This is a genomic window from Phytobacter sp. SCO41, from assembly GCF_003073275.1.
GTDB classification, from domain to species: Bacteria; Pseudomonadota; Gammaproteobacteria; order Enterobacterales; family Enterobacteriaceae; genus Phytobacter; species Phytobacter diazotrophicus.
Window position 1 is genome coordinate 1,962,020 of record NZ_CP027225.1, and the last position, 26,063, is coordinate 1,988,082.

A 26,063-nucleotide genomic window follows, 5' to 3' on the forward strand; every position below is an offset into this window, starting at 1 on the left:
CTCCTTTATCTGCCAGTCAGGCTGATTTCGGTAAAATGGCTTCGACGTCGCTGTGCGGGCGCGGGATTACGTGACAAGATTTCACTTCACCCACCGCGCTGGCTGCCGCAGCGCCTGCGTCAACGGCGGCTTTCACTGCACCCACGTCACCGCGCACCATGACGGTGACCAGACCCGAACCAATTTTTTCGTAACCTACCAGTTGCACGTTGGCGGATTTCACCATGGCATCGGCGGCTTCGATTGCACCCACCAGACCTTTTGTTTCAACCAGTCCCAATGCGTTGTTCATACTGCGTTTCTCCTGTTTATGGATAAAAGTGGTTACCGGAACGGTATCCCCTTCACCAGTCTGGCGGCGTTATTACCTGCCTTGCGCCGGGACTGGAGGTCTTCATGAAGCATCAGCGTAAAAAGCGGCGCTGATGCGGGTAAATTTCGGTAATGGATAACCAGTTGCTGGTTATCGCAGGCGATGCCAACCAGCAGTGCTGACTGGTTGGCCGCCTGCCAGGCATGGGCGACGACATCAAGCCCGGAGGCCTGTTGCCAGCGCCAGGGAATACCTTCCTCTTCAATTCCCCACAGCACTTCCTGCCACTGCGGCTGGCACTCTGCGAGCGCGGTGATAACGATGACCGGACTGTCCTGCTTAACGTCCATTGGCATACTCCTTCTGCCAGGAGAGGATCAGCCCCGTTGCCACCGCGTTGCGTGGACCTTCAACGCCCCGGATATTTCCCCGTCCGGCCACCAGTCGGTAATGGGCAAGGGCATCGGTGACGAGTTGCGGTATCTCGAAGTCGAGTGAGGAGCCGCCAACCAGCACCACGAATGGAATATCGCGGATGTTTCCGGTAGGGCTTACCTGACGCAGCGCGCGCAGGGCATTGGTGACAAACACGCGTTCTTTGGCGCTCCGGCGAATAATGCGTACTTTTTCCAGCACCATGTCTCCCGGCAGCGGTACCAACTCATCGGGTTTTACAACACACACGCGGGCAAACACCGTAGGTGGAAGAGGGGTCGGGAAAAACTGCACGCTGCCGTCTTCATGGCGCAGGTGAAAAAGGCTTTCGACTTTCGCCAGCGGGTACTTTTTGATTTCCTCCGCAAGGTAGCGATCCTCGAGCCCCAGTTCGCGAGCGATGATCATCGTCACCATGTCTCCGGCTCCGGCCAGATGGGTGGCGGTAATTTGCCCCTGCGGCGTGATAATGGAGGCGTCGGTAGAACCGGCGCCAAGGTCAAGAATGGCCAGCGGCCTCGATGTGCCCGGCGTGGTGAGCGCACCAAAGATAGCGGCTTCTGCTTCTGCACCGCCCACCTGCACATCAACGTGTAGCTTTTGCTCAATTTCGCGGGCAATCATGGCCATCTGTAGGCGGTCCGACTTGACCATCGAGGCGATGCCAACGGCTTGTTCGAGGGAGAACTCACCCGCCAGCCCCCCGGTCACGTTGACCGGGACAGCGGTATCGACAGCGAGGAGATCCTGAATAAATACATCGCTGCTGGGTTTGTTGGTGAGCTCAGCCATGGTCTGGCGGACATGTTCCAGCATGCCGCCGATATTGGTGCCAGCCTCGCCGGTGACGTTATCCAGTGTTGGACATTCATTCACCGCTTTCATGATGGCATCGGCCCCGGCGGCAACATCGACCTTGAGCGTTCTGCCTTTGGCGACTAACTCAATATTCCCTGCGGGGATTGAGCGGGCTTTGACATCACCAGACGGTGTTTTCACGACGACGGCGGAACGGTTGCCAATCAGCGCCCTGGCCACGGGCACGATGTTGCGTGTCTCATCAGCGCTCAGGGAAAAGACAGTGGCGATGCCGTAAGGGTTAGAGAGACTTTCGATAACCTTGCCCGGCATTGCCACTTCAACAGCGGCGAGCATCCCCATCGGAATGCGCTCGATATACAGCACTTCGTCAACGATGGGGACAGGGCGCTCAAGGCGGTTATTGACCAGTACGCCATCGTCGCGCTGTAAAATGATGCCGTTGATGTGATAGCCGACTTGCGTTGAGGCGTTAACCATGCGCGCAACATCGGAAAAATCGAATGCAGCGGAAACAACCAGAATATAAGGTTGATCCGCTGGACGCGTCAGAAGCTCTTCCGGTGTGATAGTGATACCAACCCCCAACCCGATACCGCCGGGTGTTTTCGGGTTATGGCCTATCATTGTTGATTCGGTAATGATGGTTTCCGTGATGGTTTCCATCGCTACATCACCGATCACCGGTGTCGCTTCGTTAATACGTATAAGCGAAATATCGCTGACAGAGATACCCACATTGGCGACAACTTTGTTCAACGCTTCCTGAATGCCGAATACATTGCGCAGTGTGCCTTTAATACCCGTCGTTTCCGCAAGCGAACTGCTCACAATGTTCAGTGCGCCAGTCTCATCCATGGTGGCCAGTGCCACCTCGGTTGACGAGTTACCTATATCAATGCCAGCTATATAACGCATAAGTCATCCCTGTGATTAATCGTCGCCTTTAAGTTTCTTGCGTTCGACGTAAAGCACTGCCGCTTCACGTACAAATGCTGCGCAGATTTTTGCTTTGTAGTGGCTTTCCAGATCCTCTGCGATATCCAGCAACTCTTGCCTGGTTGAACGGTAGGGACGCAGCGCGTTGTAAATCTCCAGGATACGGTCATCCGGTACGGCGGTCAGTTCCGCCGCGCGCTCGAAATTCATAGCCAGCCGGTCGCGCCCTGCATCTTTGGCGATAGACGCCTGGATACGCAGGGTTTCCGGGGTGATACGCATATCCTGTGCGGTGATTTTCCCGTCCAGCACACTCTCCAGCGTTAACTCATCCAGGGTTTTATTGGTGGATGTTTTCACCCACTCCGGATGTTTATTCGCCAGCGGGTAATCGCTAACTTTTGCCTGGTGCGTGGTGCCGCCTGATGGCGCGGTTGGCGCCGTTACCGGGGCTGCCCCCTGCAGGCTATTCATACGGCTCAGCACATCACGAACCATTGATTCAATTGCGTCAGAATTCATGGTGTTGTCCTTTTAAAGCGCAACGCGCAGCTCTTGCGGGTTTTTCCCGGTCACGACGTATTTGGTCTCTTTGATATGCAAAATGGCGGACTTGGCCTGATATTTCGGACGCGCCATCTGATCGTTCAGCGTCGGCACAGGCTGCGGCGATTCGCGTTTCGCGTATTGCGCGGCGTTTTTGCCAATCTGACGATAGGTTTCAAGCGTCAGCAAAGGCGCCTGCGGGAAAAGCTCCAGGTTAGAAAGCGGCGGTAATCCTTGTTGGTGAATGACCGTTGTGCCTTTTGACTGAATACCCACAGAGATGCCCGAGCCGCTAAGACGGTTACCTTCCACGGCGACGAATGCCACGTCAGACGATTTGAAACAGCGAATCACGCGTGCTTTCACGCCTTCTTCTTCAATGCCGGCAATCACCTCGCGCAGAATGCTCTTGTGCGGTAAACCGACGATATTCACGGTTTGCGAAAGACCGAAAGCAGGACCAACGGCGATGATCACTTCATCCTGTTGGGTGCCGGGCTTCGCTTCGCCAATTTCCGTCAGAAAGCCGCCCTCAGCCGTTGCTGCAGGTTTTGCGGTACCGCCAGGTTGGGCGCTAAACGAGACTTTTTTATCGCTGGTTTGCATCTCTGCCAGCACATCTTCGATGATCTGGCGCAGCAATTTTTCGTTGATTTCCATCATTCACCCCTTAGCCCAATTCGTTCGGATCGAGTGCGCCCGGGATATTTTTGATCTCTTCCCAGCGTTCACCTTGCAGGCGATAACCTGTTGCCGGACCGGCATAGTCGTTTACATCGTTTACCGCTGAGAGCACCAGCCCGTCGCCGACGATGATGGCCGAGGTATGCAGGTAGTCACCGGTCAGTTTGGCTTTTTGAATATTCAGCATGTCTTGCGCGACATCTTTAAAGCCTCCCTGTGCCAGGGCTTTCACCACTTCGAGACCGTTACGGTTCTTATTGATGATCTCTTGGGCGAATTTGATGTCTTCGACGATATTGCGCTCTGGCATATCTTTTGAGCCGTGGGCGTAGGTTGCCGCTTCCACTTCTTCGTCAGTGATAGGGGGTAATCCCATTCCTGCGAAGACGGCCTGCAAAGCACGAGCCGCTTTGTTGCGAATGGCGATGACATCTTCTTCACGCACCGGACGTAAACCGCCGTCAACTTTCAGGTCACGCTGGATAACGTTGTAATCGTCAAAGTCTTCCGCATCTTCGTTGGAGCCTGCGAACATGTTGTCGTAGTTCGGCACAGCGGAATAACCGGAGGAGATAAAGTCAGTACCCGGTAAGAACTGCATTAGCAGACGGGCGGTACGGCGCATATCCGAATGGGTAAATGTCTGGTCATTACTGGAGGCGCACTCCAGATCCAGAGCGGCACAAATCAGGTTTTCGGCAAGAATGGCGCGAATACCTGACGGCACGGCAGAAGGCACACCTACACAGCTTACCGAGCCGTTTTGCAGACCCTGAACACCGGCGGCTTTAGTGATGTAAATGCAGCGTGCTTCCAGATACAGCATGGATTTACCTTCGGCATAACCCATCTGAACTTCTGACCCGGAGCCGGAGGTGAAGCGCATTTTCAGGCCACGCGAGGCATAGGAAGATGCCAGGAAACCTTTTGACCACGGGGTATCATCGCCGTCGGTAAACACAGGCTCAGTACCATAAACCGAGATGGTTTCCGCATAGCAGGTGTGGCCGAGCATCCCCAGTTTCAGTTCGGTTGCTTCTTCCAGTGAGCATTGGGTTAATACGCCAGGGCGACCAACCTGTGAACCGACCAACAGTGCGATGGCATTGAAGGGGGCATAACGGGCGACCGCGACGGTGGTTTCCTGTTCGTCGAATCCACGGAACGCACCTTCGGCGGCATCGGCGGCAATTTGCACCGGGTTGTCTTTAACGTTAGTGACGTGTGCCTGCTGTGATGGGGTACGACGTGCGCGCATTTTCTGCATCGACATCATCATTTCCACCACGTTCATGTGCGACACCACTTCGACGATTTTTGCCGGCGTCATCGCGGTGGTGAGCGGCACAATGTCGCTGCGCTTAACGTTAGGATCGCAGAGCATATTGGCGAGCTTGACTGAGTCCATCGCCATCACTTCTTCCGCGCGATCCAGGTTGATACCGTAGCGGGCAATAAAGTGGTCAATCAGGTCAAATTTACTGGCCGGTTTACCGTCCAGTTCAGTAACCACGCCGTCGACAATGCGAATAGAGGGTTTGGGATCGTTCGGGCTTTCCATTGCGATAAAGCCTTCTTCAATCCACTCCTTCACAAAGCCGTCCTGGTTAACAGGGCGTTTCGCCAGCGCTTCAAATCGTTTCGATCTCATGAAACAGCCTCTCTGTTATCAGATGTAGGACGGGCGGTCGTTTTTCGGCTCAGAGCCCATTGTGCCCAGTACGGTTTTACCGATTTCACGGGCAGAAATGACGGCCTGACGTACAGCGCCGGAGTCACCGGAGATGACCAATATGGCTTCGTTGCTGTAGCTGGTGCCTTTTGCCGGGGAGCTATACGCCACCACTTCCACATTGGCAGATTTCAGTGCCGTATCGGCCATTAACACGCCGACGGAGGCCGGAGCGCCAACAATCACGCCGCAGGCACGGCCAACCGGCGCGCCGAACGCTTTTTCCAGCGCGTAACTGGCGCGAGCGGTGTATTGCATTTCGATGTGGCCAGCTTCGTTGGCATAAACATCGCCGAAGGTGCGGTCGAGTTCTTTCAGCGCAACCTCGATGGCGCGTTTGACGTCGGAGACATCATTACCGCCAAACAGGATCAGTGAGCCGTGGCCCGCACCGCCTTTGGTATCACGCGGTAATTCGATGCTGATCACTTCGGTGTTAGTTGCTTTGACGGCTTCATCCGCCGCCATGATGTGCGGACCTGCGCCAGTACGTGCGCCGAGGATGCCGATTGAGCGGTAGCGCTTTTCCAGCTTCATTGCATCAAGCAATGCGCTATCGACGTTCGCGATCACCAGACCAACGGTGTCGCCAATCGCCGTACCAACAAATTCCGTTAAACTGCAGCTTTTTTCTGCCATAGCCGTCTCTCGTTTGGGATGGGTTACAGTGGGGGAGGTCGCGGGTGTCGGTGAAGACACTTTGGCGATCACCTGAGCCATGATCTGTTCCACCAGGTCATTGCTACTCATTGGCTAATTCCCTTAGGTAAGATTTTTTCAACATCAGTGTGCGGACGCGGGATGACGTGTACGGCTTTCACTTCACCCACCTGAGCGGCTGCGGCAGCACCTGCATCCGTTGCTGCTTTCACGGCGCCAACATCGCCGCGAACAATGACTGTCACCAGGCCAGAACCTATTTTCTCGTAGCCCACTAACATGACATTGGCGGATTTCACCATTGCATCTGCGGCTTCAATTGCGGCCGTTAAGCCTTTGGTTTCCACCATTCCTAATGCTTCTTGTTGCATAAAGACCTCGATAAGGTTGTCCCGATTTTTGGACTATACAAATAAGCGAGGAAAAAGAATGGCTGTCTTTAAATTACATTCAGAACTTCCTGGCTAAATTAAGTGAAATAATTGCCTTGATAATTATTATGTGTATGATTTTTAAAAATATTTTATTGGCGTTTGCATGGCAAAATATTGCTATGTCAATTTCACATTTACATTTTTGATAATGACTTTATAAAAGCGATGTGATATTTGCGCGGGCGAAATCATTCTGTGAGCAATGCTGTAAAACGACACACGGAAAATAACAATAATTTGTTATTTCAATAAGACGAATAATTGTGAGTGAAATAGGGCTCAGCCCCATATTCATTTAGTCTGAATGGCAAAATATTGTTATTGAGAGGCGATTTTTTTGGCGTTTTTACCCTGAGGTTGCCAACACTTTTCAATATCGCATTCCTATAGTGAGCGGCGTTGTACTCTGCTGCCAGCTTCAGGCGTGCTGGTGAGATCGTGACTCTACCTGGAAGGTGACACAAATGAATGATTCACTTAAGGCACAATGCATTGCCGAGTTTTTAGGCACAGGGCTGTTCTTGTTCTTCGGAATCGGCTGTCTGTGCGCCATGAAAGTTGCCGGGGCTACGCTTGGGCTATGGGAGATTTGCATTATCTGGGGGCTGGGCATTTCGCTGGCCGTGTATCTGACCGCCGCAGTGTCCGGTGCGCACCTGAACCCCGCGGTTACCATCGCCTTGTGGCTGTTTGCCTGCTTCCCTGCACGTAAGGTGGTGCCATACATTGTGGCGCAAGTTGCGGGTGCGTTCGGTGGGGCCGCGGTCGCCTATTTGCTCTATCACAGTGTGTTCATTGAATATGAAACCGCTCATCATATCGTTAAAGGCAGTGTGGAAAGCCTGCAACTGGCATCGTTATTCAGCACTTATCCGGCTGCCGCGCTGAGTATCTGGGAAGCGGGCCTGGTTGAAATTATCATTACCTCAATCTTGATGTGTATGATCATGGCGCTGACCGATGATGGCAATGGTGTGCCACGTGGTCCTTTAGCACCGCTGTTGATTGGTGTGCTTGTGGCGGTGATTGGTGCGGCTACCGGGCCATTAACAGGATTTGCGATGAACCCGGCGCGTGATTTTGGCCCGAAATTGTTCACTTTCTTCGCGGGGTGGGGAAACATTGCGTTTACGGGGGGCCGCGATATTCCGTATTTCCTCGTACCGATTATTGCACCCATTATTGGGGCTTGCGGAGGGGCAGCCTGCTACCGTTACTTGATTGGCAAAAACCTCCCTTGTAATGCCTGTAAGCTGGAAGAGAGCAAAAGCTGACGCCTCCTCGAAATAGCGTCTTGAAATAAATGTCCGACGATTATTTATTTCGTGATCTGCTTTCACGAACGCACGAAATCGTCTCCCAGGGATGGGAGACTTTTGTTATCTTGAATTCAGCCTATGGTCATTCAGTGTTATTGGTTGCCATTTAATATGAATGATATGTAAAAATTATAGGTTTGTTTATAACAATAAATTAAAATTAACTGAGAGGTTTTATCATGATTTCTGCGAGTGCACTAAACTCCGAACTCATTAATAAAATCGCCCAGGATTTTGCACAAGCCACCGGTCTGGCCGTTGTTGTCGTTAATATCCACGGCGAAGAAATTTCCGAGCTTTTCAACTTCACACCCTTTTGCCAGCTGATGCGTCAGAACCCGCAACACAGCGCGCGGTGTCGTATGAGCGATCGTTGTGGCGGCTTCGAAGCCTCTAAATCCAACCAACCCTGCATCTACCGTTGCCATGCCGGACTTACCGATTTTTCTATTCCTTTGGTCATTGCCGGGCACCTGGTCGGGTTTGTACTGTGTGGGCAGGTACGTTTGCGTGAAGGCGATAGTGTTGAACTCATTAATATCCTTAACATTGACGATCGCTGGCAGGCGGATCAGAAATTGATGGATGAGTTTCTGAATGTACCAGAGATGGATTACTCGCGGGTCATTGCATCAGCCGATCTGCTTAAGCTGATAGTCGAAAATTGCCTTAAAAAACAGCTCAATTTCGTTGTCATCAAAGATCAGCAACAGGCTCAGGAGGCGGGGCGAACGAGTCGAAATCAGGGGCCGCATGACAGTAAGATGAAGAAGGCGTTGCGCTATATTGATGCCCATCTCTCTGATGAGTTGCGCCTGGAAGACGTGGCGGCACATGTTTATCTCAGCCCGTATTATTTCAGTAAGCTGTTCAAAAAATATCAGGGAATTGGCTTTAATGCCTGGGTCAATCGCCAGCGTATGGCCAGCGCAAAAGAAATGCTGTGTCACAGTGACTGGAGTATCGCCAGCATCGCGCGCAATTTAGGATTTTCTCAAACAAGTTATTTTTGCAAAGTATTTCGCCAGACATATCAGGTGACGCCACAAGTTTTCCGCCTGCAGAATAATGCAAACTATGACGGTGATTAAATTTCCGATAACAATATTTTGTTATTCCTAAAACCAATAAAATTGCCTGAAAGACCGTCAAAATAAGAGATTAGAGAAAAGGCCGGACAATAAATTGTTATAGCGCAACAAATTATTGCCGATGCAGGGATAAACTGAACCAGTTTTTATTTCCCTGATGCGATAGATTGCAGTCAGGAGCAAAATCACTTTTTCAGCAATATGCTGTATGAGTGAAACGAACAATGAAGCCAACAGGTTTGCCGCAAATTATCGCGGCTGGGAAGGGGGTGAGAATCCCCCGCAGCCCCCGCTGCTGTGATGCTGACGACCCCGTAATCACCACTGATCGCAAGATTGGGAAGGACGGGCGAGGACGACGCTAAGCCAGAAGACCGGCCTGATGGTTACTCTCAACAACTTCGGTGGGAAGTCGGTTGCTCAGACGCGTACAGTCATTGACTGGGACTACGCACAGCCTGGCACAGCCTTTCCACCCTGAACGGGGCTTTAAGGTATGTCTGACGGGCGTCGCGCCTTCATCCTTGCCGGTACCGGAAGTGGCTGTGGTAAAACCACCGTCACCCTCGGCCTGCTGCGCGTTTTACAGCAGCGCGGTATGCGGGTACAGCCATTTAAAGTCGGCCCGGACTATCTCGATACCGCCTGGCATACCGCCGTAACGGGCGTGGAATCCCGCAATCTTGACAGCTTTATGCTGCCTGCCCCGACGCTGAACGCCTTGTTTAACCAGCAAATGCAAGCCGCCGATATCGCCGTCATTGAAGGCGTCATGGGCCTTTATGATGGCTATGGCACTGACCCTGATTATTGCAGCAGCGCCGCACTGGCAAAACAGCTTGGCGTACCGGTCATCTTACTGGTCGACGGAAAAGCGGTATCGACCTCTATCGCCGCCACGGTGATGGGTTTTCAACATTTCGACCCTGCGCTCACTATTGCGGGTGTTATTGTTAACCGCGTCAACAGCGACAGCCATTACCAATTGCTCAAACACGCTATCGAACACTATTGCGGCACTCCTGCGCTGGGTTATGTGCCTGTGACGGCCGGCGTTGCATTGCCGGAGCGGCATCTGGGGCTGGTCACCGCACGTGAATCTGTCATTGATTCCCAATCCTGGCGTGATTTTGCCGGGCGCATCGCGCAAACGCTGGATATCGATAAACTGCTTTCCCTGAGCACGCTCCCATCATTACCCGAGGGGCAATGGCCCGCTTTACCGGCGCGTGATGAAGGGGAGGGGATAACGCTCGCGCTGGCCGATGACGAGGCATTCAACTTTTATTACCCCGATAACATAGAACTGCTTCGCAATACGGGTGTGAAGATTGTGCGCTTTAGCCCGCTGCACGACGCAAAATTGCCCGAGTGCCAGATGCTCTGGCTCGGCGGCGGCTACCCGGAACTCTACGCCCGCGCCCTTTCTGCTAACAGGCCCATGCTTGACGCTATCCGTTCGGCGCACCGGCGTGGTGTGGCGATCTACGCCGAGTGCGGCGGCCTGATGTATCTCGGCTCTACGCTTCGCGATGCCGCAGGTGACATTCATTCTATGGCGGGGGTGATACCCGGTCACAGCGAGATGGGAAAACGCCTGACCCGCTTTGGCTATTGTGAAGCCACCGCCAGCCAGCCCATGCTGCTTGCCGATGCAGGCGAGACGCTGCGCGGCCATGAATTCCACTACTCCGATTTTACCCCTGAGCAGGATGCGGTCATGCAGTGCCGGAAAACCCGCGATGGCAGGATGTTGTCCCAGTGGCAGGGCGGCTGGCAGGTGGGCAACACCTACGCCAGCTATCTGCACATCCATTTTGCTCAACGCCCGACCATGTTGAGCCGTTGGATCGCCGCCGCAAGGAGCGTGTTATGACGATCCTTGCCTGGTTTGTCGCATGGCTTCTTGACCGCTGGCTGGGTGACCCTCCGCACTGGCCGCATCCGGTCCGCTGGATCGGCGCACTGATTACGCTGACACAGCGTGCCGTTCGCCGGGTCTGCCATTCCGATACCGCCTTGCGTATTGGTGGCGGGGTGATGTGGCTGGTGGTCGTGGGTGTGACCTGGAGTGTGGCATACGGCGTGCTGGCCTGCGCGCAAGCCATCCATCCATGGCTCGGTTGGTGTGTGGAGGTGTGGATGATCTACACACTGCTGGCGGCGCGTTGCCTGGCAGATGCGGCACGGGAAGTAGAGCACGCCTTGTGCCACGGCACTCTTGCCCAAAGCCGGGAGAAACTCTCCTGGATAGTCGGGCGCGACACTTCGCAGCTACAGCCACCGCAGATCACCCGCGCGGTCGTGGAAACCGTGGCAGAAAATACGGTGGATGGCGTTATCGCCCCGCTGTTCTTTTTATTGCTGGGCGGCGCGCCGCTGGCGATGGCCTACAAAGCGGTAAATACCCTCGATTCGATGGTGGGCTACAAACACGAAAAATATCGTGCCATTGGCATGGTGAGCGCGCGTCTGGATGACGTGGCCAACTTTATTCCGGCCCGCCTGAGCTGGCTACTGCTGAGCGTTGCCGCCTGGTTTTGCCGCCTGAACCCGGCTCGGGCATTGCGTATCGGCTGGCGCGATCGCCGCAATCACAGCAGCCCCAACTGCGCCTGGCCGGAAGGCACCGTTGCGGGCGCGCTTGGCGTGCAGCTTGGCGGCCCAAATGACTACTTCGGCCAGCGCGTCGAAAAACCCTGGATTGGCGATGAGACTCGCGCCATCACCGTTGACGATATTACGCAAACCATACGCCTGATGTGGGTAGCCTCCACCCTGGCACTGGCCGTATTTGCGCTTACGCATGTTACGCTCGCAGGAGCAGCAATCTGATGAAAACAATGGATTATTTGCAGCAACCCCAGGCCATTGAAGACAAAAGTTTTGTCATTATTGGCGATATCATTCGTGAAACGCGGCCTGATTACCGTTTTGCCAGCCCTCTGCACGAAGCCATCATCAAACGAGTGATCCACACCACCGCCGATTTCGACTGGCTGGACATCCTGTGGTTTTCCCCGGATGCCCTTGAAAGCCTCGGCAGAGCGATTCGCAGCGGCTGTACGCTTTATACCGACACCACCATGGCCCTTTCCGGGATAAACAAAACCCTGCTGGCAAAATTTGGCGGCGAGGTGAAGTGCTACATCAGCGACCCGCGCGTGGTGCGCAAAGCAAAAGAGGCGGGGATCACCCGCTCGATGGCGGCGGTGGATCTGGCGCTCAGCGAAGAGGGCGAAAAAATTTTCGTCTTCGGTAATGCCCCCACCGCGCTGTTCCGCTTACTGGAGCAAAACGCTCAGGTGCGTGGCGTGGTTGGTGTCCCGGTCGGGTTTGTCGGTGCGGCAGAATCGAAAGATGCACTGGTGGAAAGCGGGTTGCCGGGCATTGCCGCGCTGGGGCGTAAAGGCGGCAGCAATGTGGCGGCGGCGATCGTTAACGCCTTTTTATATTTCATGCGGGAGGCGTAATGAGCGAAGAGACATTCGACGCCCCGGTGTGGCACAACGGCAAAGCGCTACGCAAAGGTTATACCACCGGTTCCTGCGCAACGGCGGCGGCAAAAGTCGCTGCGCTGATGGTCCTGCGCCAGCACATTATCCATCAGGTGTCGATTGTCACGCCCTCTGGCGTCACGCTGCGTCTTAACGTTGAATCGCCGCATATTGAAGGCCAGCAAGGGATTGCCGCTATCCGTAAAGACGGCGGCGATGATGTAGATGCCACCCACGGCATGCTGATTTTTGCGCGTGTCACGCTGAATGATGGCGGCGAGATTGTGCTGTCCGGCGGCGAAGGCGTAGGCACCGTGACCCGCAAAGGGATTGGCCTGCCGGTTGGCAGCGCCGCCATTAACCGCACACCGCGCCAGACCATCGAAGCCGCTGTACGCGAAGTGATCGGCCCTTCGCGTGGCGCCGACGTGGAAATTTTCGCGCCCGAAGGGGAAGAGCGGGCGCAAAAAACCTATAACAGCCGGCTGGGCATCCTGGGCGGTATCTCGATTATCGGCACCACGGGTATCGTCACGCCGATGTCCGAAGAGAGCTGGAAACGCTCGCTTTCTCTGGAACTGGAAATCAAGCGCGAAGCGGGGCTGGAGCGGGTTGTACTGGTGCCAGGCAATCACGGGGAGCGCTTTGTCCGCGAGCAAATGGGGCTTTCCAGCGACATCGTAGTCACCATGAGCAACTTCGTAGGTTACATGATTGAAGAGGCCGTTCGCCTCGGTTACCGGCAAATTGTGCTGATTGGTCATCCGGGCAAGCTGGTAAAAATCGCCGCCGGGATTTTCCACACCCACAGCCATATCGCCGATGCGCGCATGGAAACGCTGGTGGCGCATCTGGCGCTGCTTGGCGCACCCCATGAGTTGTTGCAAAAAGTCAGCGAGTGTGACACCACCGAAGCGGCGATGGAGCACATCGACGCGGCGGGATTCGGCCATCTGTACAACCATCTGGCGCAGCGTATCTGCCAGCGCGTCATGCAGAACCTGCGCTTTACCAAAAATCCCCCCCAGTGCGACGCCATTATGTTTTCGTTTGATAACCACATCCTCGGCACGAACCGCCCGTTCCAGGACATTGTGGAGGATTTGCAATGTTGACCGTCGCAGGCATGGGGCCTGCCTCACTGGCCTTAATGACCCCCATGGCGCTGGATGCTGTCGCGCAGGCGGATGTCCTGGTCGGCGGTAAACGCCATCTTGAGCAGTTCCCTGATTTCGCAGGCGAACGCCGTGCGCTGGATGCCGACATCCCCGGATTAATACGCTGGATTACGCAGCGGATGCATCAGCGCGTCGTGGTGCTGGCATCCGGTGATCCGCTGTTTTACGGCATTGGCAAACGTCTGGTGGCCGAGTTCGGCATAGAACAGGTGCGCATTATTCCGGGCATCAGCGCTGTGCAGTATCTGTGCGCGAAGACCGGCATCGATATGAATGATATCTGGTTGACTAGCTCCCACGGGCGCGATGTGGATTTTGACGCCCTGGCCCGTTCCCCTAAAACCGCGATGGTGACCGATGCCCGCTGTGGCCCGCGGGAAATTGCCGCGGCCCTGGTGGCGCGCGGTGCGGGAGAACGCTGGCTGGTAATTGGCGAAAATCTGGCGATGGACAACGAACGCATTCACTGGCTGCCCGCCCGTGACGTCCAGGCGCAGTATGAGATGAATGTCGTGGTGATCCTCAATGAAAGATGAACTGTTTTTGCGCGGTGAAAGTGTCCCGATGACCAAAGAAGTGGTCCGCGCGCTGGCGCTCTCGCGGCTGAACTTATCCGCTGCCCGCCATTTTATTGATATCGGCGCAGGCACAGGCAGCGTCTCGATTGAGGCTGCCGTCTGCCACCCGCAGTTGCAGGTGACCGCCATTGAACGCAATCCGGCGGCGCTGGGGCTGCTGGAAGAGAACTGCCAGCACTTTGGCTGTCGCAATATCACCATTGTCCCGGGCGTGGCGCCGTTATTTGTCGAACAGCCCGCCGACGCGGTCTTTATGGGCGGCAGCGGTGGCAACCTGACCCAACTGATTGACTGGTCTTTGGCCCAACTGCTCCCCGGTGGCCGCCTGGTGATGACCTTTATTTTGCAGGAGAACCTCAGCAGCGCGCTGAGCCACCTCGCTACCTGCCAGGTCGCCGCGCTGGACTGCCAGCAAATTCAAGTTTCGCTTCTTCATGCGCTGGGCAGCGGCCACTACTTCAAACCGAATAACCCTGTTTTTGTGATTTCCTGCGAGAAGGAAGAGTCTCATGGCTGAACAATTTGATACGCAAACCGTCTGGTTTGTCGGTGCTGGCCCCGGTGACCGCGAGCTTATCACCCTGAAAGGATACCGCCTGTTGCAGCAGGCACAGGTCGTCATTTACGCGGGCTCGCTCATTAATACCGAGCTGCTCGAATACTGCCCGCCGGGCGCCGAGTGCCACGACAGCGCCGAACTGCACCTGGAGCAGATCATCGACCTGATGGAAGCCGGTGTGAAAGCGGGCAAAGTGGTGGTGCGCCTGCAAACCGGTGATGTCTCCCTTTATGGCTCCGTGCGTGAACAAGGAGAAGTGCTGACTGAGCGTGGTATTCAGTGGAAGGTCGTTCCCGGCGTGAGTGCTTTCCTCGGGGCGGCGGCAGAGCTGGGTGTGGAATACACCGTGCCGGAAGTGTCGCAGAGTTTGATCATCACTCGCCTCGAAGGGCGTACCCCGGTCCCGCCGCTGGAACAACTGGAATCCTTTGCCAGCCACCAGACCTCAATGGCGATTTATCTCTCCGTACAACGCATCAATCGGGTTGCTGAGCGTCTGATCGAAGGCGGTTATCCGGCAACCACGCCCGTGGCAGTCATTTATAAAGCCACCTGGCCGGAAAGCCAGACGGTGCGCGGGACTCTTGCGGACATTGCTGACAAGGTTCGCGATGCCGGTATTCGTAAAACCGCACTGATCCTCGTTGGCGCATTTCTTGGCGAGGAGTACCACTACTCACGTCTTTATGCGGCGGACTTTAGCCATGAATACCGTAAAGCCTGAATCCATTGCGCTGTTCTGCCTGACGCCCGGCGGTGTTGCCCTGGCGAACCGGCTGAAACTGGCGCTGCCCATGACCTGCTACACCAGTGAGAAATTGCTGGAAGAGGGGTTTGTACCTTTCGACGGCGGCTTTGCCCCTGCGTTGCGTGATGCCTTCACCCAACACTCGGCGCTGGTATTTATCGGCGCGACGGGGATTGCCGTACGCGTGCTGGCCCCGTTGGTGAATGACAAATTCAGCGACCCGGCGGTGATTGTTATCGATGAGCGCGGACAGCATGTCATCAGCCTGCTTTCTGGCCATTTTGGTGGGGCAAATGCGCTGGCCCGCTATCTTGCGGGCGTGCTGGGCGCAGACCCGGTGATCACCACGGCAACGGATGTTAACGAACTGGCAGCGCTCGATACGCTGGCCTGTCAACTGGATGCGCGCATGGAGGATCTGCGTGCAGCAGTAAAGACAATCAACCACTGGCTGGTCAGCGGCGAACGTATTGGCCTGTGGTGTGAAGACGCCTTGCGCGAAGAAATCGAACGCTGCGACACGCGCGGGTTTATTCCGGTGACATCTCTTGATGATCTGCCCGGGCTGACGGCGCTGATCTGCGTGACCGTGCACGCTGCGCTGCCCGAACTCCCGGTGCCAGTCTACAAACTGGTTCCCCGCCGTGTGGTGGCAGGCATTGGTTGTCGTCGCGATACCCCGTTTGCGGTGGTATCAGGGCTGCTTAAGCAACAGTTGCAGGTACACGCTTTCGACCCGCTGGCACTGCGCGCGATAGGAAGCATCACATTGAAAGAGCATGAGAAAGCGCTCACGCAACTGGCAGAAAGCCTGCGTGTGCCGTTTGAAATTTTTACCGCTGATGCCCTGCGTCAGCATGAGCATCGTTTCCCTGCCTCTGACTTTGTGCGTCAGACCACCGGCGTGGGAAGCGTATCCGGACCCGCAGCCTGGCTGATGAGTCGTGGGCAACTGGTTGGCGAGACTCTGCGTGAGCAGGGCGTCACTATTACTTTGGGAGTTTCACACTGATGTTAACCGTTATCGGGATTGGCCCTGGCTCACAGGCAATGATGACCATGGAGGCGATCGAAGCCTTGCAGGCTGCGGAAATCGTGGTGGGGTACAAGACTTACACCCATCTGGTGAAAGCGTTCACGGGCGACAAGCAGGTGATCAAAACCGGCATGTGCAAAGAGATTGAACGTTGCCAGGCGGCGATTGAACTGGCGCAGGCCGGGCATAACGTGGCGCTTATCAGCAGCGGTGATGCCGGGATTTACGGCATGGCGGGGCTGGTTCTTGAACTGGTCAGTAAACAGAAACTGGACGTGGAAGTGCGTCTGATCCCCGGAATGACCGCCAGTATTGCCGCGGCGGCGTTACTCGGCGCACCGCTGATGCATGACTTCTGCCATATCAGCCTGAGCGACTTACTGACCCCGTGGCCGGTCATTGAAAAACGGATTGTCGCCGCCGGGGAAGCTGACTTTGTTATCTGCTTCTACAACCCACGTAGCCGAGGCCGCGAAGGGCATCTTGCGCGCGCATTTGAATTGCTGGCGGCCAGCAAAAGCCCGCAAACCCCGGTGGGGATTGTGAAATCCGCCGGACGTAAAAAAGAAGAGAAGTGGCTAACCACCCTCGGTGAGATGGACTTTGAACCGGTCGACATGACCAGCCTGGTGATTGTCGGCAACAAGGCCACCTACGTAGCGGATGGCTTGATGATTACACCGCGAGGCTACGAGCTGTGAGGCCAGGCGACGTACTGGTAATCGGCGGGACTAGCGATGCGCGGGCCATTTGCCAGCAACTCGACGCCGCCGGGGTGCGCTACACCCTGTCGGTGGCAACCCCCACCGGACAGCATCTGGCGGGCGATATTCGCGGCGAGGTGCGCTGTGGGCGGATGGATCCTGACGCCATGCTGCGCTGGCTTACCGATAACCAGACCCGCTGGGTCGTGGATGCGTCACACCCTTATGCCGAGGTAGTCAGCCAGAACATTGCCGGGGCCTGTCGGCAGGCACAAGTGCTGTTGAGCCGTTACCAGCGCCCGGAACAACTGCCGGAGCTGGAACATCCCCTGTTGCACAAGGTCGCCTCGATTGATGAAGCCTGTAAAGTCGCGCGCGGACTCGGGCAGCGCGTGTTGTTGACCACTGGCAGTAAAGACCTGGCGCTCTGGCGTGCGGGGCTTGGTGAGAAGACCCTGCTGGCACGGGTGCTACCGGTTGCCGATGTGATGGCGCAGTGCGCCGAGAACGGTTTTGGTGTTGGCGAGATCTACGCCATGTGCGGGCCTTTTAGCGCAGAGTTCAACGCCGCCTTCTACCGACAGTGCCGCGCTGACGTGATGATCACCAAAGCCTCCGGTGCGGAAGGCGGCTATCAGGAAAAAGTTCAGCCGTGTCTGGACGCGGGGATCCCCTGCATTGTTATTACACGCCCGCAGCCTGCGGTTTCGGGTGAGGAGCTACTGGAAAGCCTGGATGCGTTTTCGCAGCGACTGCTGCGCTGGCTTGCTACTCAGTGAGGAAAAGAACATGAAAAAAGCGCTTCTGGTGGTGAGTTTCGGCACCAGCTATCACGACACCTGTGAAAAGAACATTGTGGCCTGTGAACGGGAACTGGCCGCCAGTTGCCCCGATCGCACGCTGTTTCGGGCATTTACCTCGGGAATGATCATTCGCAAGCTCAAACGCCGCGACAACCTGCACATCGACACCCCCTTGCAGGCACTGCAAAAACTGGCCGACCTGGGCTATCAGGATGTGGCGATCCAGTCTTTGCACATCATTAACGGTGACGAATACGAAAAAATTGTTCGTGAGGTACAAACCCTGCGGCATCTGTTCAAACGCATGGTAATCGGCGCACCGCTGCTCAGCAGCCACGACGACTACATGCATCTGATGCAGGCGCTGGCCCGCCAGATGCCGGTACTGGCAGACGGTGAAAAAGTGGTGTTTATGGGCCACGGCGCCAGCCATCACGCCTTCGCCGCTTACGCCTGTCTCGATCATATGATGGCGGCGCACCGTTTCCCGGCGCGTGTCGGTGCGGTGGAAAGTTACCCGGAGGTAGATGTGCTGATCGACAGTCTGCGCCGCGAAGGGATCAGCGCGGTACACCTGATGCCGCTAATGCTGGTAGCAGGCGATCATGCCATTAACGATATGGCCTCTGATGAAGAAGACTCGTGGAAAACGCAGTTTGAGCGGGTCGGGATTGCCGCAACGCCGTGGTTGCAGGGGCTGGGCGAAAACCCGGCTATCCGCGCGATGTTTGTCGCGCACCTGCATCAGGCGCTGAGCCAGTCTCTGGAGGTGGCGGCATGAGCGGCAGACTCTACGCATTAGGGATTGGCCCCGGCGCCAGCGACCTTCTCACCGTTCGTGCTGCGCGCATTCTCGGCAAACTTGATGTGCTCTATGCCCCGGCGGGGCGCAAAGGAGGCGACAGTCTGGCGCTCTCCATTGTGCGGGAATATCTGTGCGAGCAGACGGAAATCCGCTGTACCCATTTCCCGATGAGCGCCGACAGTGCGGAAAAAGAGGCTGTCTGGGATGACGTGGCCGCCGCGCTTAGCGCAGAAACTCTGGCCGGAAAACAGGTGGGATTCATCACCCTGGGTGACGCCATGCTGTTCAGCACCTGGGTCTTCTTGTTGCAGCGTCTGGGGCGTCCTGACTGGCTGGAAATCGTACCTGGGGTGACCTCTTTTGCCGCCATTGCCGCGCGCACGCAAACGCCGCTTGCCATGGAGCAGCAGTCGCTGGCGGTGGTCTCCTGTACCGCGCCGGAGGCGGAGATTAAACAGGCGCTGGCGAACCACGACAGCCTGGTGCTGATGAAAGTCTATGGCCGCTTCGCACGCGTCAAAGCGTTGCTGGCCGATGCCGGATTGCTTGACCGCGCAGTGATGATGGCCGAAGCAACCCTGCCGGGAGAGCAGTGCTGGCGGAAGCTCGCTGAGGTGAGCGACGAACAGCCACTGCCGTATTTTTCGACCATTCTGGTTAATAAACAGTGGGAGAGGCGATGAAACGGGAACAACAGCTTAAACGCCTGTCGTTAAGCGGGCTGGCAGCAGGTCTGTTACTGCTTGTCGTACCGGAGCAGGCATTTGCCATGCATATCATGGAGGGCTTTTTACCGCCGTTATGGGCGCTAGCCTGGTGGATGTTGTTTTTACCCTGCCTGTGGTACGGGCTGGTGCGTCTGCGCCGTATCGTGGCGGAAGACAGTAACCAGAAGGTGCTGCTGGCGCTTTGCGGCGCGTTTATCTTCGTGCTCTCGGCGCTGAAAATCCCATCCGTGACGGGCAGTTGCTCACACCCGACAGGGGTGGGCCTGGCGGTTATCCTCTTCGGGCCGGGCGTGGTGGCTGTCCTCGGCGCGATTGTGCTGCTGTTTCAGGCGCTGCTGCTGGCGCACGGTGGCCTGACAACGCTTGGGGCAAACGGCATGTCGATGGCGGTGATCGGGCCTGTCGTCGGTTATCTGGTCTGGCAGATGGCCTGTCGCGCGGGTATTCGTCGTGATGTTGGGGTCTTTTTATGTGCCATGCTCGCTGATCTGGTGACCTACTTTGTCACCTCCGTGCAGCTTGGCGTGGCCTTCCCGGATCCGCAGGCCGGAGCGAGCGGTTCCATCATCAAGTTTATGGGTATCTTCTGCCTGACGCAGATCCCTATCGCGATTGCCGAAGGGCTGCTCACGGTAATGATCTACGACCAGCTCACTAAACGTCAGTTGATCACCGCACAAGGACATTAAGATGAAAAAGACACTGATTTTGCTCGCGATGGTTATCGCGCTGGTGATTCTGCCGTTTTTTATCAATCACGGCGGCGAGTACGGTGGTTCAGACGGCGAGGCGGAAAGTCAGATTCAGGCCGTTGCGCCACACTATAAACCCTGGTTCCAGCCGCTGTATGAACCCGCCAGCGGGGAAATTGAAAGCCTGCTCTTTACCCTGCAAGGATCGCTGGGCGCGGCGGTTATTTTCTACATTCTGGGTTACATGAAAGGCAGACAGCGTGCTGACGAACGGGCTTGATCGGCTGAGCTACCAGAGCCGCTGGTTTACTGTTGCCCCGGAGCGCAAATTCTTTCTCTGGCTGGCGATGATGGTCCTGGCGTTTTCGCTGCCACCGGTCGGGCAGGGAGCTTTGCTGGTTGTGCTGGCGGCGTTTACCTGCTGGCTAGTGCGTATTTCGTTCTGGCGCTGGTTACGCTGGATGGCGATCCCCATCAGTTTTCTGCTGGTGGGGGTGGTGACAATATTGTTTAGCATCACCCAGCAGCCGCAGCACTTGTTGGTGGGCATTCCACTGGGAAGCTACTGGCTGGGCGTTTTGCCGGAAGGGCTGACGATGGCCAGTACGACCTTCTGGCGCAGCCTGGCGGCGCTGGCGGCCACATTCTGGCTGGTGCTGAACCTGCCGTTTCCGCAGCTCATTGTGTTACTCAGAAAGGGGCGAGTGCCGCGTCTGCTGACCGAGCAAATCCTGCTGACCTGGCGGTTTATCTTTATCCTGCTGGAAGAGGCCGCGGCCATTCACCGGGCGCAAACCCTGCGCTTTGGTTACCGAACCTTGCCGCTGGGCTACCGCTCGCTGGCGATGCTGGTTGGGCTTTTATTTACCCGCGTGTTGCTGCGCTACAAAGAGATGGCAACCACGCTGGATATCAAACTCTATCAGGGTGATTTTCACCTGTAAGGAATGGCATGCTGGCGACCGAGGGGCTGTGGTTCAGTTATCAGGAAGAGCCCATTCTGAAAGGGTTAACGCTCGATTTTTCGCGCCAGCCGGTCACCGGGCTGGTGGGGGCGAACGGCTGCGGGAAATCGACGCTGTTTATGAACCTGAGCGGTATCTTACGTCCGCAACAAGGCGCGGTGCTGTGGCAGGGAAAACCGCTGGATTACAGCAAACGCGGGCTGCTTGCGCTGCGCCAGCAGGTCGCTACCGTGTTTCAGGATCCCGATCAGCAGATTTTCTATACCGATATCGACAGCGATATAGCCTTTGCCCTGCGCAACATTGGCGTGGCGGAAGCAGAGATTGCCCGACGCACCGATGATGCGCTGACGCTGGTGGATGCGCACTCTTTTCGCCATCAGCCGATTCAGTGCCTCAGCCACGGGCAGAAAAAGCGCGTCGCCATTGCCGGGGCGCTGGTCTTACAGGCGAAGTATCTGCTGCTGGATGAACCCACCGCCGGGCTGGATCCCTCGGGGCGCACCCAGATGATCGCGATCATTCAGCGGATTGTGGCGCAGGGGAATCATGTGGTGATCTCCAGCCATGATATTGATTTGATTTATGAGATTTGCGATGCGGTGTATGTTCTACGCCGCGGCGAAAGGCTGGCGTACGGCTCGCCGGGTGAGGTTTTTGCCCAAAAAGCACAGATCGAACAGGCGGGGTTAACGCAGCCCTGGCTGGTAAAACTGCATAGCGAACTGGGAATGCCGCTGTGTAAAAGTGAAGCCGAATTCTTTACCCGCATGCGGGAAACGTACATTAAGGAGGCGTCATGACGCTGGCGATTATGCTCCAGGGCACGGCATCAGACGTGGGTAAAAGCGTGCTGGTGGCGGGGCTGTGCCGCATCCTGTATCAGGATGGATTAAAGACCGCCCCCTTTAAATCGCAGAATATGGCGCTTAATTCGGGTATCACCCCGGACGGGCAAGAGATGGGGCGTGCGCAGATTTTTCAGGCAGAGGCAGCAGGGATTGTGCCGGATGTGCGCATGAACCCGGTTCTGCTCAAACCCACCAGCGACCGTAAAGCGCAGGTGGTGCTGATGGGCAAAGTGGCGAGCGATATGGACGCCGTCAGCTATCACGACTACAAACCGCGTCTGCGCGAGCAGATTATCAGCGTCTACCAGAGCCTGAGTCGTGAATACGACGCCATTGTACTGGAAGGGGCGGGCAGCCCGGCCGAGATTAACCTGCGCGATCGCGATATCGTCAACATGGGCATGGCGGAGATGGCCGGCTGCCCGGTGGTGCTGGTAGCAGATATCGACAGGGGCGGCGTTTTCGCTGCGATTTATGGCACCCTTGCGCTGTTGCAGGAACATGAGCGCTGGCGCGTAAAAGGGGTCATCATTAATAAATTCCGCGGCGACGTGGCCCTGCTCACCCCCGGCATTAAACAGATTGAAGCCCTGACCGGGGTGCCAGTGCTGGGGGTGATGCCGTGGCTGGAGGTAGATTTAGAAGACGAAGACGGCGTGGCGCTGCAGCGTGGCAAATACCTGCGCACCGGCGAGCGGGCCATCGATATTGCCGTGGTGCAACTGCCACACATCTCTAATTTCACCGATTTTAACGCCCTCGCCGCGCAACCGGACGTGCGCGTGCACTATGTTCGCTCGCCACAAGAGCTGCACAATACCGATTTCATTATCCTCCCCGGTAGCAAAAACACGCTGGGGGATCTTGCCTGGCTACAGGAGAGCGGGCTGGCGCAGGCGGTTTTACAACAGCATCGCCAGGGCGTGCCCGTACTGGGGGTCTGTGGTGGTTACCAGATGCTCGGCGAAACCATTGTCGATGAGGTGGAATCAGGGCTGGGCACGCTGCCGGGGTTGGGGCTCCTCAATACCGTCACTCATTTTGCGCAGAACAAAACCACCACCCTGGTGACGGCCTCCGTGCAGGGCGTACTTCCCGGACTGCTGGCGGGCTGTGGGCATCTCCCCCTGCACGGCTATGAAATCCATATGGGTGAAACCACGCTGCATGAAGGGTGTCGTCCGATGTTGTGGCTGGAAAAAGAGGGGCAGAGCATCGCCGATGGTGCGGTCAGTGAAGACGGGCTGGTATTTGGCACCTATCTGCACGGGCTTTTTGACAGCAATGATTTTACCCGCACGTTGGTTAACACGTTGCGGGCGCGCAAAGGCTTGCCGCCTCTGGACAGTACGGTGGATTATGCCCACTACAAAGCGCAGCAGTTTGACCTGCTGGCAGATGCCATGCGCAAGAATATCGACATCGACAGGATCTATCAGATTATGCATCAACATCAGGAACGCGCATGTTAACGCTGGTTACGGGTGGGGCGCGCAGCGGCAAAAGCCGCCACGCTGAATCGCTGGTGGCAAATGCGAAGGGGGTTCTCTACATCGCCACTTCGCAAATCTTTGATGAGGAGATGGCGGCCCGCATTCAGCACCATCGGGATAGCCGCCCGGCGCACTGGCGCACCGAAGAGCGCTGGCAGGGACTGGCCGATATCATCACTACGAACAACTCCCCGGACGAGGCCATTTTACTGGAGTGCATCACCACCATGGTGACCAATCTGTTGTTCGCGCAGGGTGGCGACAGCGACCCGGACGGCTGGGACTTTGCGCTGCTTGAAGCGCAGGTGCAGGAAGAGATCGAGCGGTTAATCGCCGCCTGTGAACGTTGCCCGGCGCCGGTGGTGCTGGTGACCAACGAAGTGGGAATGGGCATTGTGCCGGAAAACCGTCTGGCGCGGCATTTTCGCGATATCGCCGGGCGGGTGAATCAACGTCTGGCGCAGGCGGCGGATAACGTCTGGCTGGTGGTGTCGGGGATCGGAGTCAAAATCAAATGATCAGGTTGTTTTTTGCCACGCTGTCGTTTATCAGCCGTTTGCCAGTGCCATCCCGCCTGGTTCAGGGGCTGGAGGTGCAGGACTACGTGCGTGGTATTGTCACCTTTCCGTTTGTTGGCGTAGTACTTGGCGGTATCAGCGGTGGTGTATTTATGCTGCTCCAGCCCTGGTGCGGCGCGCCGCTGGCGGCCCTCTTTGCGGTTTTGGCGCTGGCGTTGCTGACCGGCGGCTTTCATCTCGATGGTTTAGCGGATACCTGCGATGGCGTCTTTTCTGCCCGCACACGCGAGCGGATGCTGGAAATCATGCGCGACAGCCGTCTGGGCACCCACGGTGGGCTGGCGCTGGTGTTTGTGCTGGTGGCGAAAATCCTTGTTATCAGCGAACTCTCTTTGCGCGGTCTTGCGGTTCCGGCGGCGTTGGCCGCGGCCTGTGCCGCCGGGCGCGGTTGCGCGGTGGTGATGATGTATGGTCATCGCTACGCCCGCGAGGAGGGGTTGGGTAATTTGTTTATCGGCAAGGTCACTTTCACGCAGACCGTTATCACGCTGGCGCTTGCGCTGCTGGTGGCGGTGGGGCTGGAAGGGGCACGCGGCCTGACGGCTGTGTTGATAACCGTGCTGGCGATTTTTCTGCTCGGCCTGATGCTTAAACGCACGCTGGGCGGGCAAACGGGCGACACCCTGGGTGCCGCCATTGAACTGGGTGAACTGGTCTTCCTTCTGGCGCTGCTTTGAGCGGCGCCTTACCACTACTGAGAATTCCTATGCAAACACTGACTTCGTTACTGGCAGCAATTCCCGCGCTCGATCAGGGTGCGATGGCGCAGGCGCAACAGCATATTGATGGGCTACTCAAGCCGCCCGGAAGCCTGGGGCGTCTGGAGTCGCTGGCGGTGCAGCTTGCCGGGATGCCGGGGTTAGGCGGCAAACCACAGTCCGGAAAGAAGGCCATTATCGTGATGTGCGCCGACCACGGCGTCTGGCACGAAGGGGTGGCGATTTCACCGCAAGTGGTGACGGCTATTCAGGCGGCGAATATGACGCAGGGCACCACCGGTGTTTGCGTGCTGGCAGCGCAGGCCGGGGCGAAAGTGCATGTGCTGGATGTCGGTATCGACAGCGATCCGATTCCCGGCGTTATCAATATGAAAGTCGCGCGTGGCAGTAATAACATCGCCCAGGGGCCGGCAATGAGTACCGCGCAAGCGCAGGAACTGCTGCTGGAAACCATTCGCTATACCCGCGAACAGGCGGCTGATGGCGTGCAGCTTTTTGGCGTGGGCGAGCTGGGTATGGCGAACACCACACCAGCGGCGGCGATTGTCAGCGTGCTGACCGGGGAAGCGCCGGAGTTGGTTGTGGGCATTGGCGCAAATTTGCCTGAGTCGCAGCTTGGACATAAAGCGCAGGTGGTGCGTCGCGCCATTGAGGTTAACCAGCCTGATGCAAACAATGGGTTGGATGTGCTGGCGAAAGTCGGTGGTTTTGACCTGCTGGGGATGACTGGCGTAATGATCGGTGCCGCGTCATGCGGCCTGCCGGTGGTGCTGGATGGGTTCTTATCCTATGCCTCGGCGCTGGCGGCGTGCCGTATCGAGCCGAAAGTGAAGGATTATCTGATCCCGTCGCATCTTTCGGCGGAGAAAGGCACGCGTATCGCCCTGCAAAACCTCGGTCTGGAGCCGTATCTCAATATGGGGATGCGTCTGGGCGAGGGCAGCGGCGCGGCATTAGCCATGCAACTGGTGGATGCCGCCTGCGCCATGCACAACAAGATGGGAACGCTGGCTAACAGCAATATTGTGTTGCCCGAAACGAAGTAACAAACCGCTCGAACGATTCGAACGATCCCCTCCCCTTAGGGGCTGAGGAATCCCCAGAAAAAGTGAAAGGCACGATGAAGTGTGATCTACTGGCTGCGCTAACAAATCAGA

30 protein-coding genes and 1 riboswitch are annotated in these 26,063 nt (G+C 56.5%); of the genes, 22 read left to right on the plus strand and 8 right to left on the minus strand.

Annotated features, from left to right (window positions below; translation table 11 throughout):
- Positions 1-16: 16 nt before the first annotated feature.
- Genes pduJ through pduA form a run of 8 tightly spaced genes read right to left on the minus strand, consistent with a single transcriptional unit; the run spans position 17 to position 6,499 of the window.
- Positions 17-292, minus strand: a complete 276-nt coding sequence (pduJ, locus tag C5523_RS09395) for a propanediol utilization microcompartment protein PduJ (RefSeq protein WP_041851911.1) — start codon at positions 290-292, stop codon at positions 17-19.
- A 32-nt stretch (positions 293-324) separates the two neighbouring features.
- Positions 325-663 (minus strand): glycerol dehydratase reactivase beta/small subunit family protein, encoded by a 339-nt coding sequence (locus C5523_RS09400; RefSeq protein ID WP_041851910.1) that lies wholly within the window; start codon positions 661-663, stop codon positions 325-327.
- Positions 653-2,485: a diol dehydratase reactivase subunit alpha gene (locus C5523_RS09405; protein ID WP_108701001.1), complete on the minus strand. Its 1,833-nt coding sequence runs from the start codon at positions 2,483-2,485 to the stop codon at positions 653-655. The genes C5523_RS09400 and C5523_RS09405 overlap by 11 nt, the downstream gene beginning before the upstream one ends.
- Positions 2,486-2,500: 15 nt before the next feature.
- Entirely contained in the window at positions 2,501-3,028 is a 528-nt protein-coding gene (gene pduE / locus C5523_RS09410) for a propanediol dehydratase small subunit PduE (protein WP_108701002.1), read from the minus strand.
- Positions 3,029-3,040: 12 nt separating this feature from the next.
- The gene (locus tag C5523_RS09415) at positions 3,041-3,712 is read right to left on the minus strand and encodes a propanediol/glycerol family dehydratase medium subunit (RefSeq protein ID WP_041851907.1); all 672 of its coding nucleotides are present in this window, start codon (positions 3,710-3,712) and stop codon (positions 3,041-3,043) included.
- 10 nt (positions 3,713-3,722) lie between these two features.
- A complete protein-coding gene (gene pduC / locus C5523_RS09420; RefSeq protein ID WP_041851906.1) occupies positions 3,723-5,387 on the minus strand; it encodes a propanediol dehydratase large subunit PduC in 1,665 nt (554 codons plus the stop codon).
- Positions 5,388-5,405: 18 nt separating this feature from the next.
- A complete protein-coding gene (gene pduB / locus C5523_RS09425; RefSeq protein WP_071196325.1) occupies positions 5,406-6,218 on the minus strand; it encodes a propanediol utilization microcompartment protein PduB in 813 nt (270 codons plus the stop codon).
- A complete protein-coding gene (gene pduA, locus C5523_RS09430) occupies positions 6,215-6,499 on the minus strand; it encodes a propanediol utilization microcompartment protein PduA (RefSeq protein WP_041851904.1) in 285 nt (94 codons plus the stop codon). Before pduA ends, pduB begins: the two co-directional genes overlap by 4 nt.
- 527 nt (positions 6,500-7,026) lie before the next feature.
- On the opposite strand from pduA, the gene pduF reads away from it, so the two are divergent.
- From pduF to cobT, 22 genes are all read left to right on the plus strand, one after another.
- The gene (gene pduF, locus C5523_RS09435; protein ID WP_041851903.1) at positions 7,027-7,836 is read left to right on the plus strand and encodes a propanediol diffusion facilitator PduF; all 810 of its coding nucleotides are present in this window, start codon (positions 7,027-7,029) and stop codon (positions 7,834-7,836) included.
- A gap of 224 nt (positions 7,837-8,060) precedes the next feature.
- Positions 8,061-8,972 (plus strand): regulatory protein PocR, encoded by a 912-nt coding sequence (pocR, locus tag C5523_RS09440; protein ID WP_041851902.1) that lies wholly within the window; start codon positions 8,061-8,063, stop codon positions 8,970-8,972.
- 219 nt (positions 8,973-9,191) lie between these two features.
- A riboswitch (cobalamin riboswitch) is annotated at positions 9,192-9,369 on the plus strand.
- 99 nt (positions 9,370-9,468) lie between these two features.
- Positions 9,469-10,848, plus strand: a complete 1,380-nt coding sequence (locus tag C5523_RS09445; RefSeq protein WP_108701003.1) for a cobyrinate a,c-diamide synthase — start codon at positions 9,469-9,471, stop codon at positions 10,846-10,848.
- On the plus strand, positions 10,845-11,807 hold the full coding sequence (cbiB, locus tag C5523_RS09450) for an adenosylcobinamide-phosphate synthase CbiB (RefSeq protein ID WP_108701004.1): 963 nt from the start codon (positions 10,845-10,847) through the stop codon (positions 11,805-11,807). The genes C5523_RS09445 and cbiB overlap by 4 nt, the downstream gene beginning before the upstream one ends.
- 8 nt (positions 11,808-11,815) lie before the next feature.
- A complete protein-coding gene (locus C5523_RS09455) occupies positions 11,816-12,445 on the plus strand; it encodes a cobalt-precorrin-8 methylmutase (RefSeq protein WP_071196392.1) in 630 nt (209 codons plus the stop codon).
- Complete coding sequence (gene cbiD / locus C5523_RS09460; RefSeq protein ID WP_108701005.1) at positions 12,445-13,584, plus strand: cobalt-precorrin-5B (C(1))-methyltransferase CbiD; 1,140 nt, start codon at positions 12,445-12,447, stop codon at positions 13,582-13,584. Before C5523_RS09455 ends, cbiD begins: the two co-directional genes overlap by 1 nt.
- Positions 13,578-14,183 (plus strand): cobalt-precorrin-7 (C(5))-methyltransferase, encoded by a 606-nt coding sequence (locus C5523_RS09465; RefSeq protein ID WP_108701006.1) that lies wholly within the window; start codon positions 13,578-13,580, stop codon positions 14,181-14,183. Before cbiD ends, C5523_RS09465 begins: the two co-directional genes overlap by 7 nt.
- Positions 14,173-14,742, plus strand: a complete 570-nt coding sequence (locus C5523_RS09470) for a decarboxylating cobalt-precorrin-6B (C(15))-methyltransferase (protein WP_041851897.1) — start codon at positions 14,173-14,175, stop codon at positions 14,740-14,742. The genes C5523_RS09465 and C5523_RS09470 overlap by 11 nt, the downstream gene beginning before the upstream one ends.
- Positions 14,735-15,508, plus strand: a complete 774-nt coding sequence (locus C5523_RS09475; protein ID WP_107224085.1) for a cobalt-precorrin-4 methyltransferase — start codon at positions 14,735-14,737, stop codon at positions 15,506-15,508. Before C5523_RS09470 ends, C5523_RS09475 begins: the two co-directional genes overlap by 8 nt.
- The gene (cbiG, locus tag C5523_RS09480) at positions 15,489-16,544 is read left to right on the plus strand and encodes a cobalt-precorrin 5A hydrolase (protein WP_108701007.1); all 1,056 of its coding nucleotides are present in this window, start codon (positions 15,489-15,491) and stop codon (positions 16,542-16,544) included. The genes C5523_RS09475 and cbiG overlap by 20 nt, the downstream gene beginning before the upstream one ends.
- Complete coding sequence (locus C5523_RS09485; protein ID WP_041851894.1) at positions 16,544-17,269, plus strand: precorrin-3B C(17)-methyltransferase; 726 nt, start codon at positions 16,544-16,546, stop codon at positions 17,267-17,269. Before cbiG ends, C5523_RS09485 begins: the two co-directional genes overlap by 1 nt.
- A complete protein-coding gene (locus C5523_RS09490) occupies positions 17,266-18,051 on the plus strand; it encodes a cobalt-precorrin-6A reductase (RefSeq protein WP_041851893.1) in 786 nt (261 codons plus the stop codon). The genes C5523_RS09485 and C5523_RS09490 overlap by 4 nt, the downstream gene beginning before the upstream one ends.
- Positions 18,052-18,061: 10 nt before the next feature.
- Positions 18,062-18,856 (plus strand): sirohydrochlorin cobaltochelatase, encoded by a 795-nt coding sequence (locus tag C5523_RS09495; protein WP_041851892.1) that lies wholly within the window; start codon positions 18,062-18,064, stop codon positions 18,854-18,856.
- On the plus strand, positions 18,853-19,563 hold the full coding sequence (locus tag C5523_RS09500; RefSeq protein WP_071196334.1) for a cobalt-factor II C(20)-methyltransferase: 711 nt from the start codon (positions 18,853-18,855) through the stop codon (positions 19,561-19,563). The genes C5523_RS09495 and C5523_RS09500 overlap by 4 nt, the downstream gene beginning before the upstream one ends.
- The gene (gene cbiM, locus C5523_RS09505; RefSeq protein WP_041851890.1) at positions 19,560-20,297 is read left to right on the plus strand and encodes a cobalt ECF transporter S component CbiM; all 738 of its coding nucleotides are present in this window, start codon (positions 19,560-19,562) and stop codon (positions 20,295-20,297) included. Before C5523_RS09500 ends, cbiM begins: the two co-directional genes overlap by 4 nt.
- A 1-nt stretch (position 20,298) precedes the next feature.
- Entirely contained in the window at positions 20,299-20,580 is a 282-nt protein-coding gene (locus tag C5523_RS09510; protein ID WP_041851889.1) for an energy-coupling factor ABC transporter substrate-binding protein, read from the plus strand.
- Positions 20,564-21,244 carry an energy-coupling factor ABC transporter transmembrane protein gene (locus C5523_RS09515; protein ID WP_071196393.1) on the plus strand — a complete coding sequence of 227 codons (681 nt, stop codon included), beginning with the start codon at positions 20,564-20,566 and terminating at the stop codon, positions 21,242-21,244. Before C5523_RS09510 ends, C5523_RS09515 begins: the two co-directional genes overlap by 17 nt.
- Before the next feature lie 8 nt (positions 21,245-21,252).
- Entirely contained in the window at positions 21,253-22,068 is an 816-nt protein-coding gene (locus tag C5523_RS09520) for an energy-coupling factor ABC transporter ATP-binding protein (RefSeq protein WP_071196335.1), read from the plus strand.
- Positions 22,065-23,588 (plus strand): cobyric acid synthase, encoded by a 1,524-nt coding sequence (locus tag C5523_RS09525; RefSeq protein WP_108701008.1) that lies wholly within the window; start codon positions 22,065-22,067, stop codon positions 23,586-23,588. The genes C5523_RS09520 and C5523_RS09525 overlap by 4 nt, the downstream gene beginning before the upstream one ends.
- A complete protein-coding gene (gene cobU / locus C5523_RS09530) occupies positions 23,582-24,127 on the plus strand; it encodes a bifunctional adenosylcobinamide kinase/adenosylcobinamide-phosphate guanylyltransferase (RefSeq protein ID WP_108701009.1) in 546 nt (181 codons plus the stop codon). The genes C5523_RS09525 and cobU overlap by 7 nt, the downstream gene beginning before the upstream one ends.
- A complete protein-coding gene (cobS, locus tag C5523_RS09535; RefSeq protein ID WP_041851885.1) occupies positions 24,124-24,864 on the plus strand; it encodes an adenosylcobinamide-GDP ribazoletransferase in 741 nt (246 codons plus the stop codon). The genes cobU and cobS overlap by 4 nt, the downstream gene beginning before the upstream one ends.
- 29 nt (positions 24,865-24,893) lie before the next feature.
- Positions 24,894-25,952 carry a nicotinate-nucleotide--dimethylbenzimidazole phosphoribosyltransferase gene (cobT, locus tag C5523_RS09540; protein WP_108701010.1) on the plus strand — a complete coding sequence of 353 codons (1,059 nt, stop codon included), beginning with the start codon at positions 24,894-24,896 and terminating at the stop codon, positions 25,950-25,952.
- Positions 25,953-26,063: the final 111 nt, after the last annotated feature.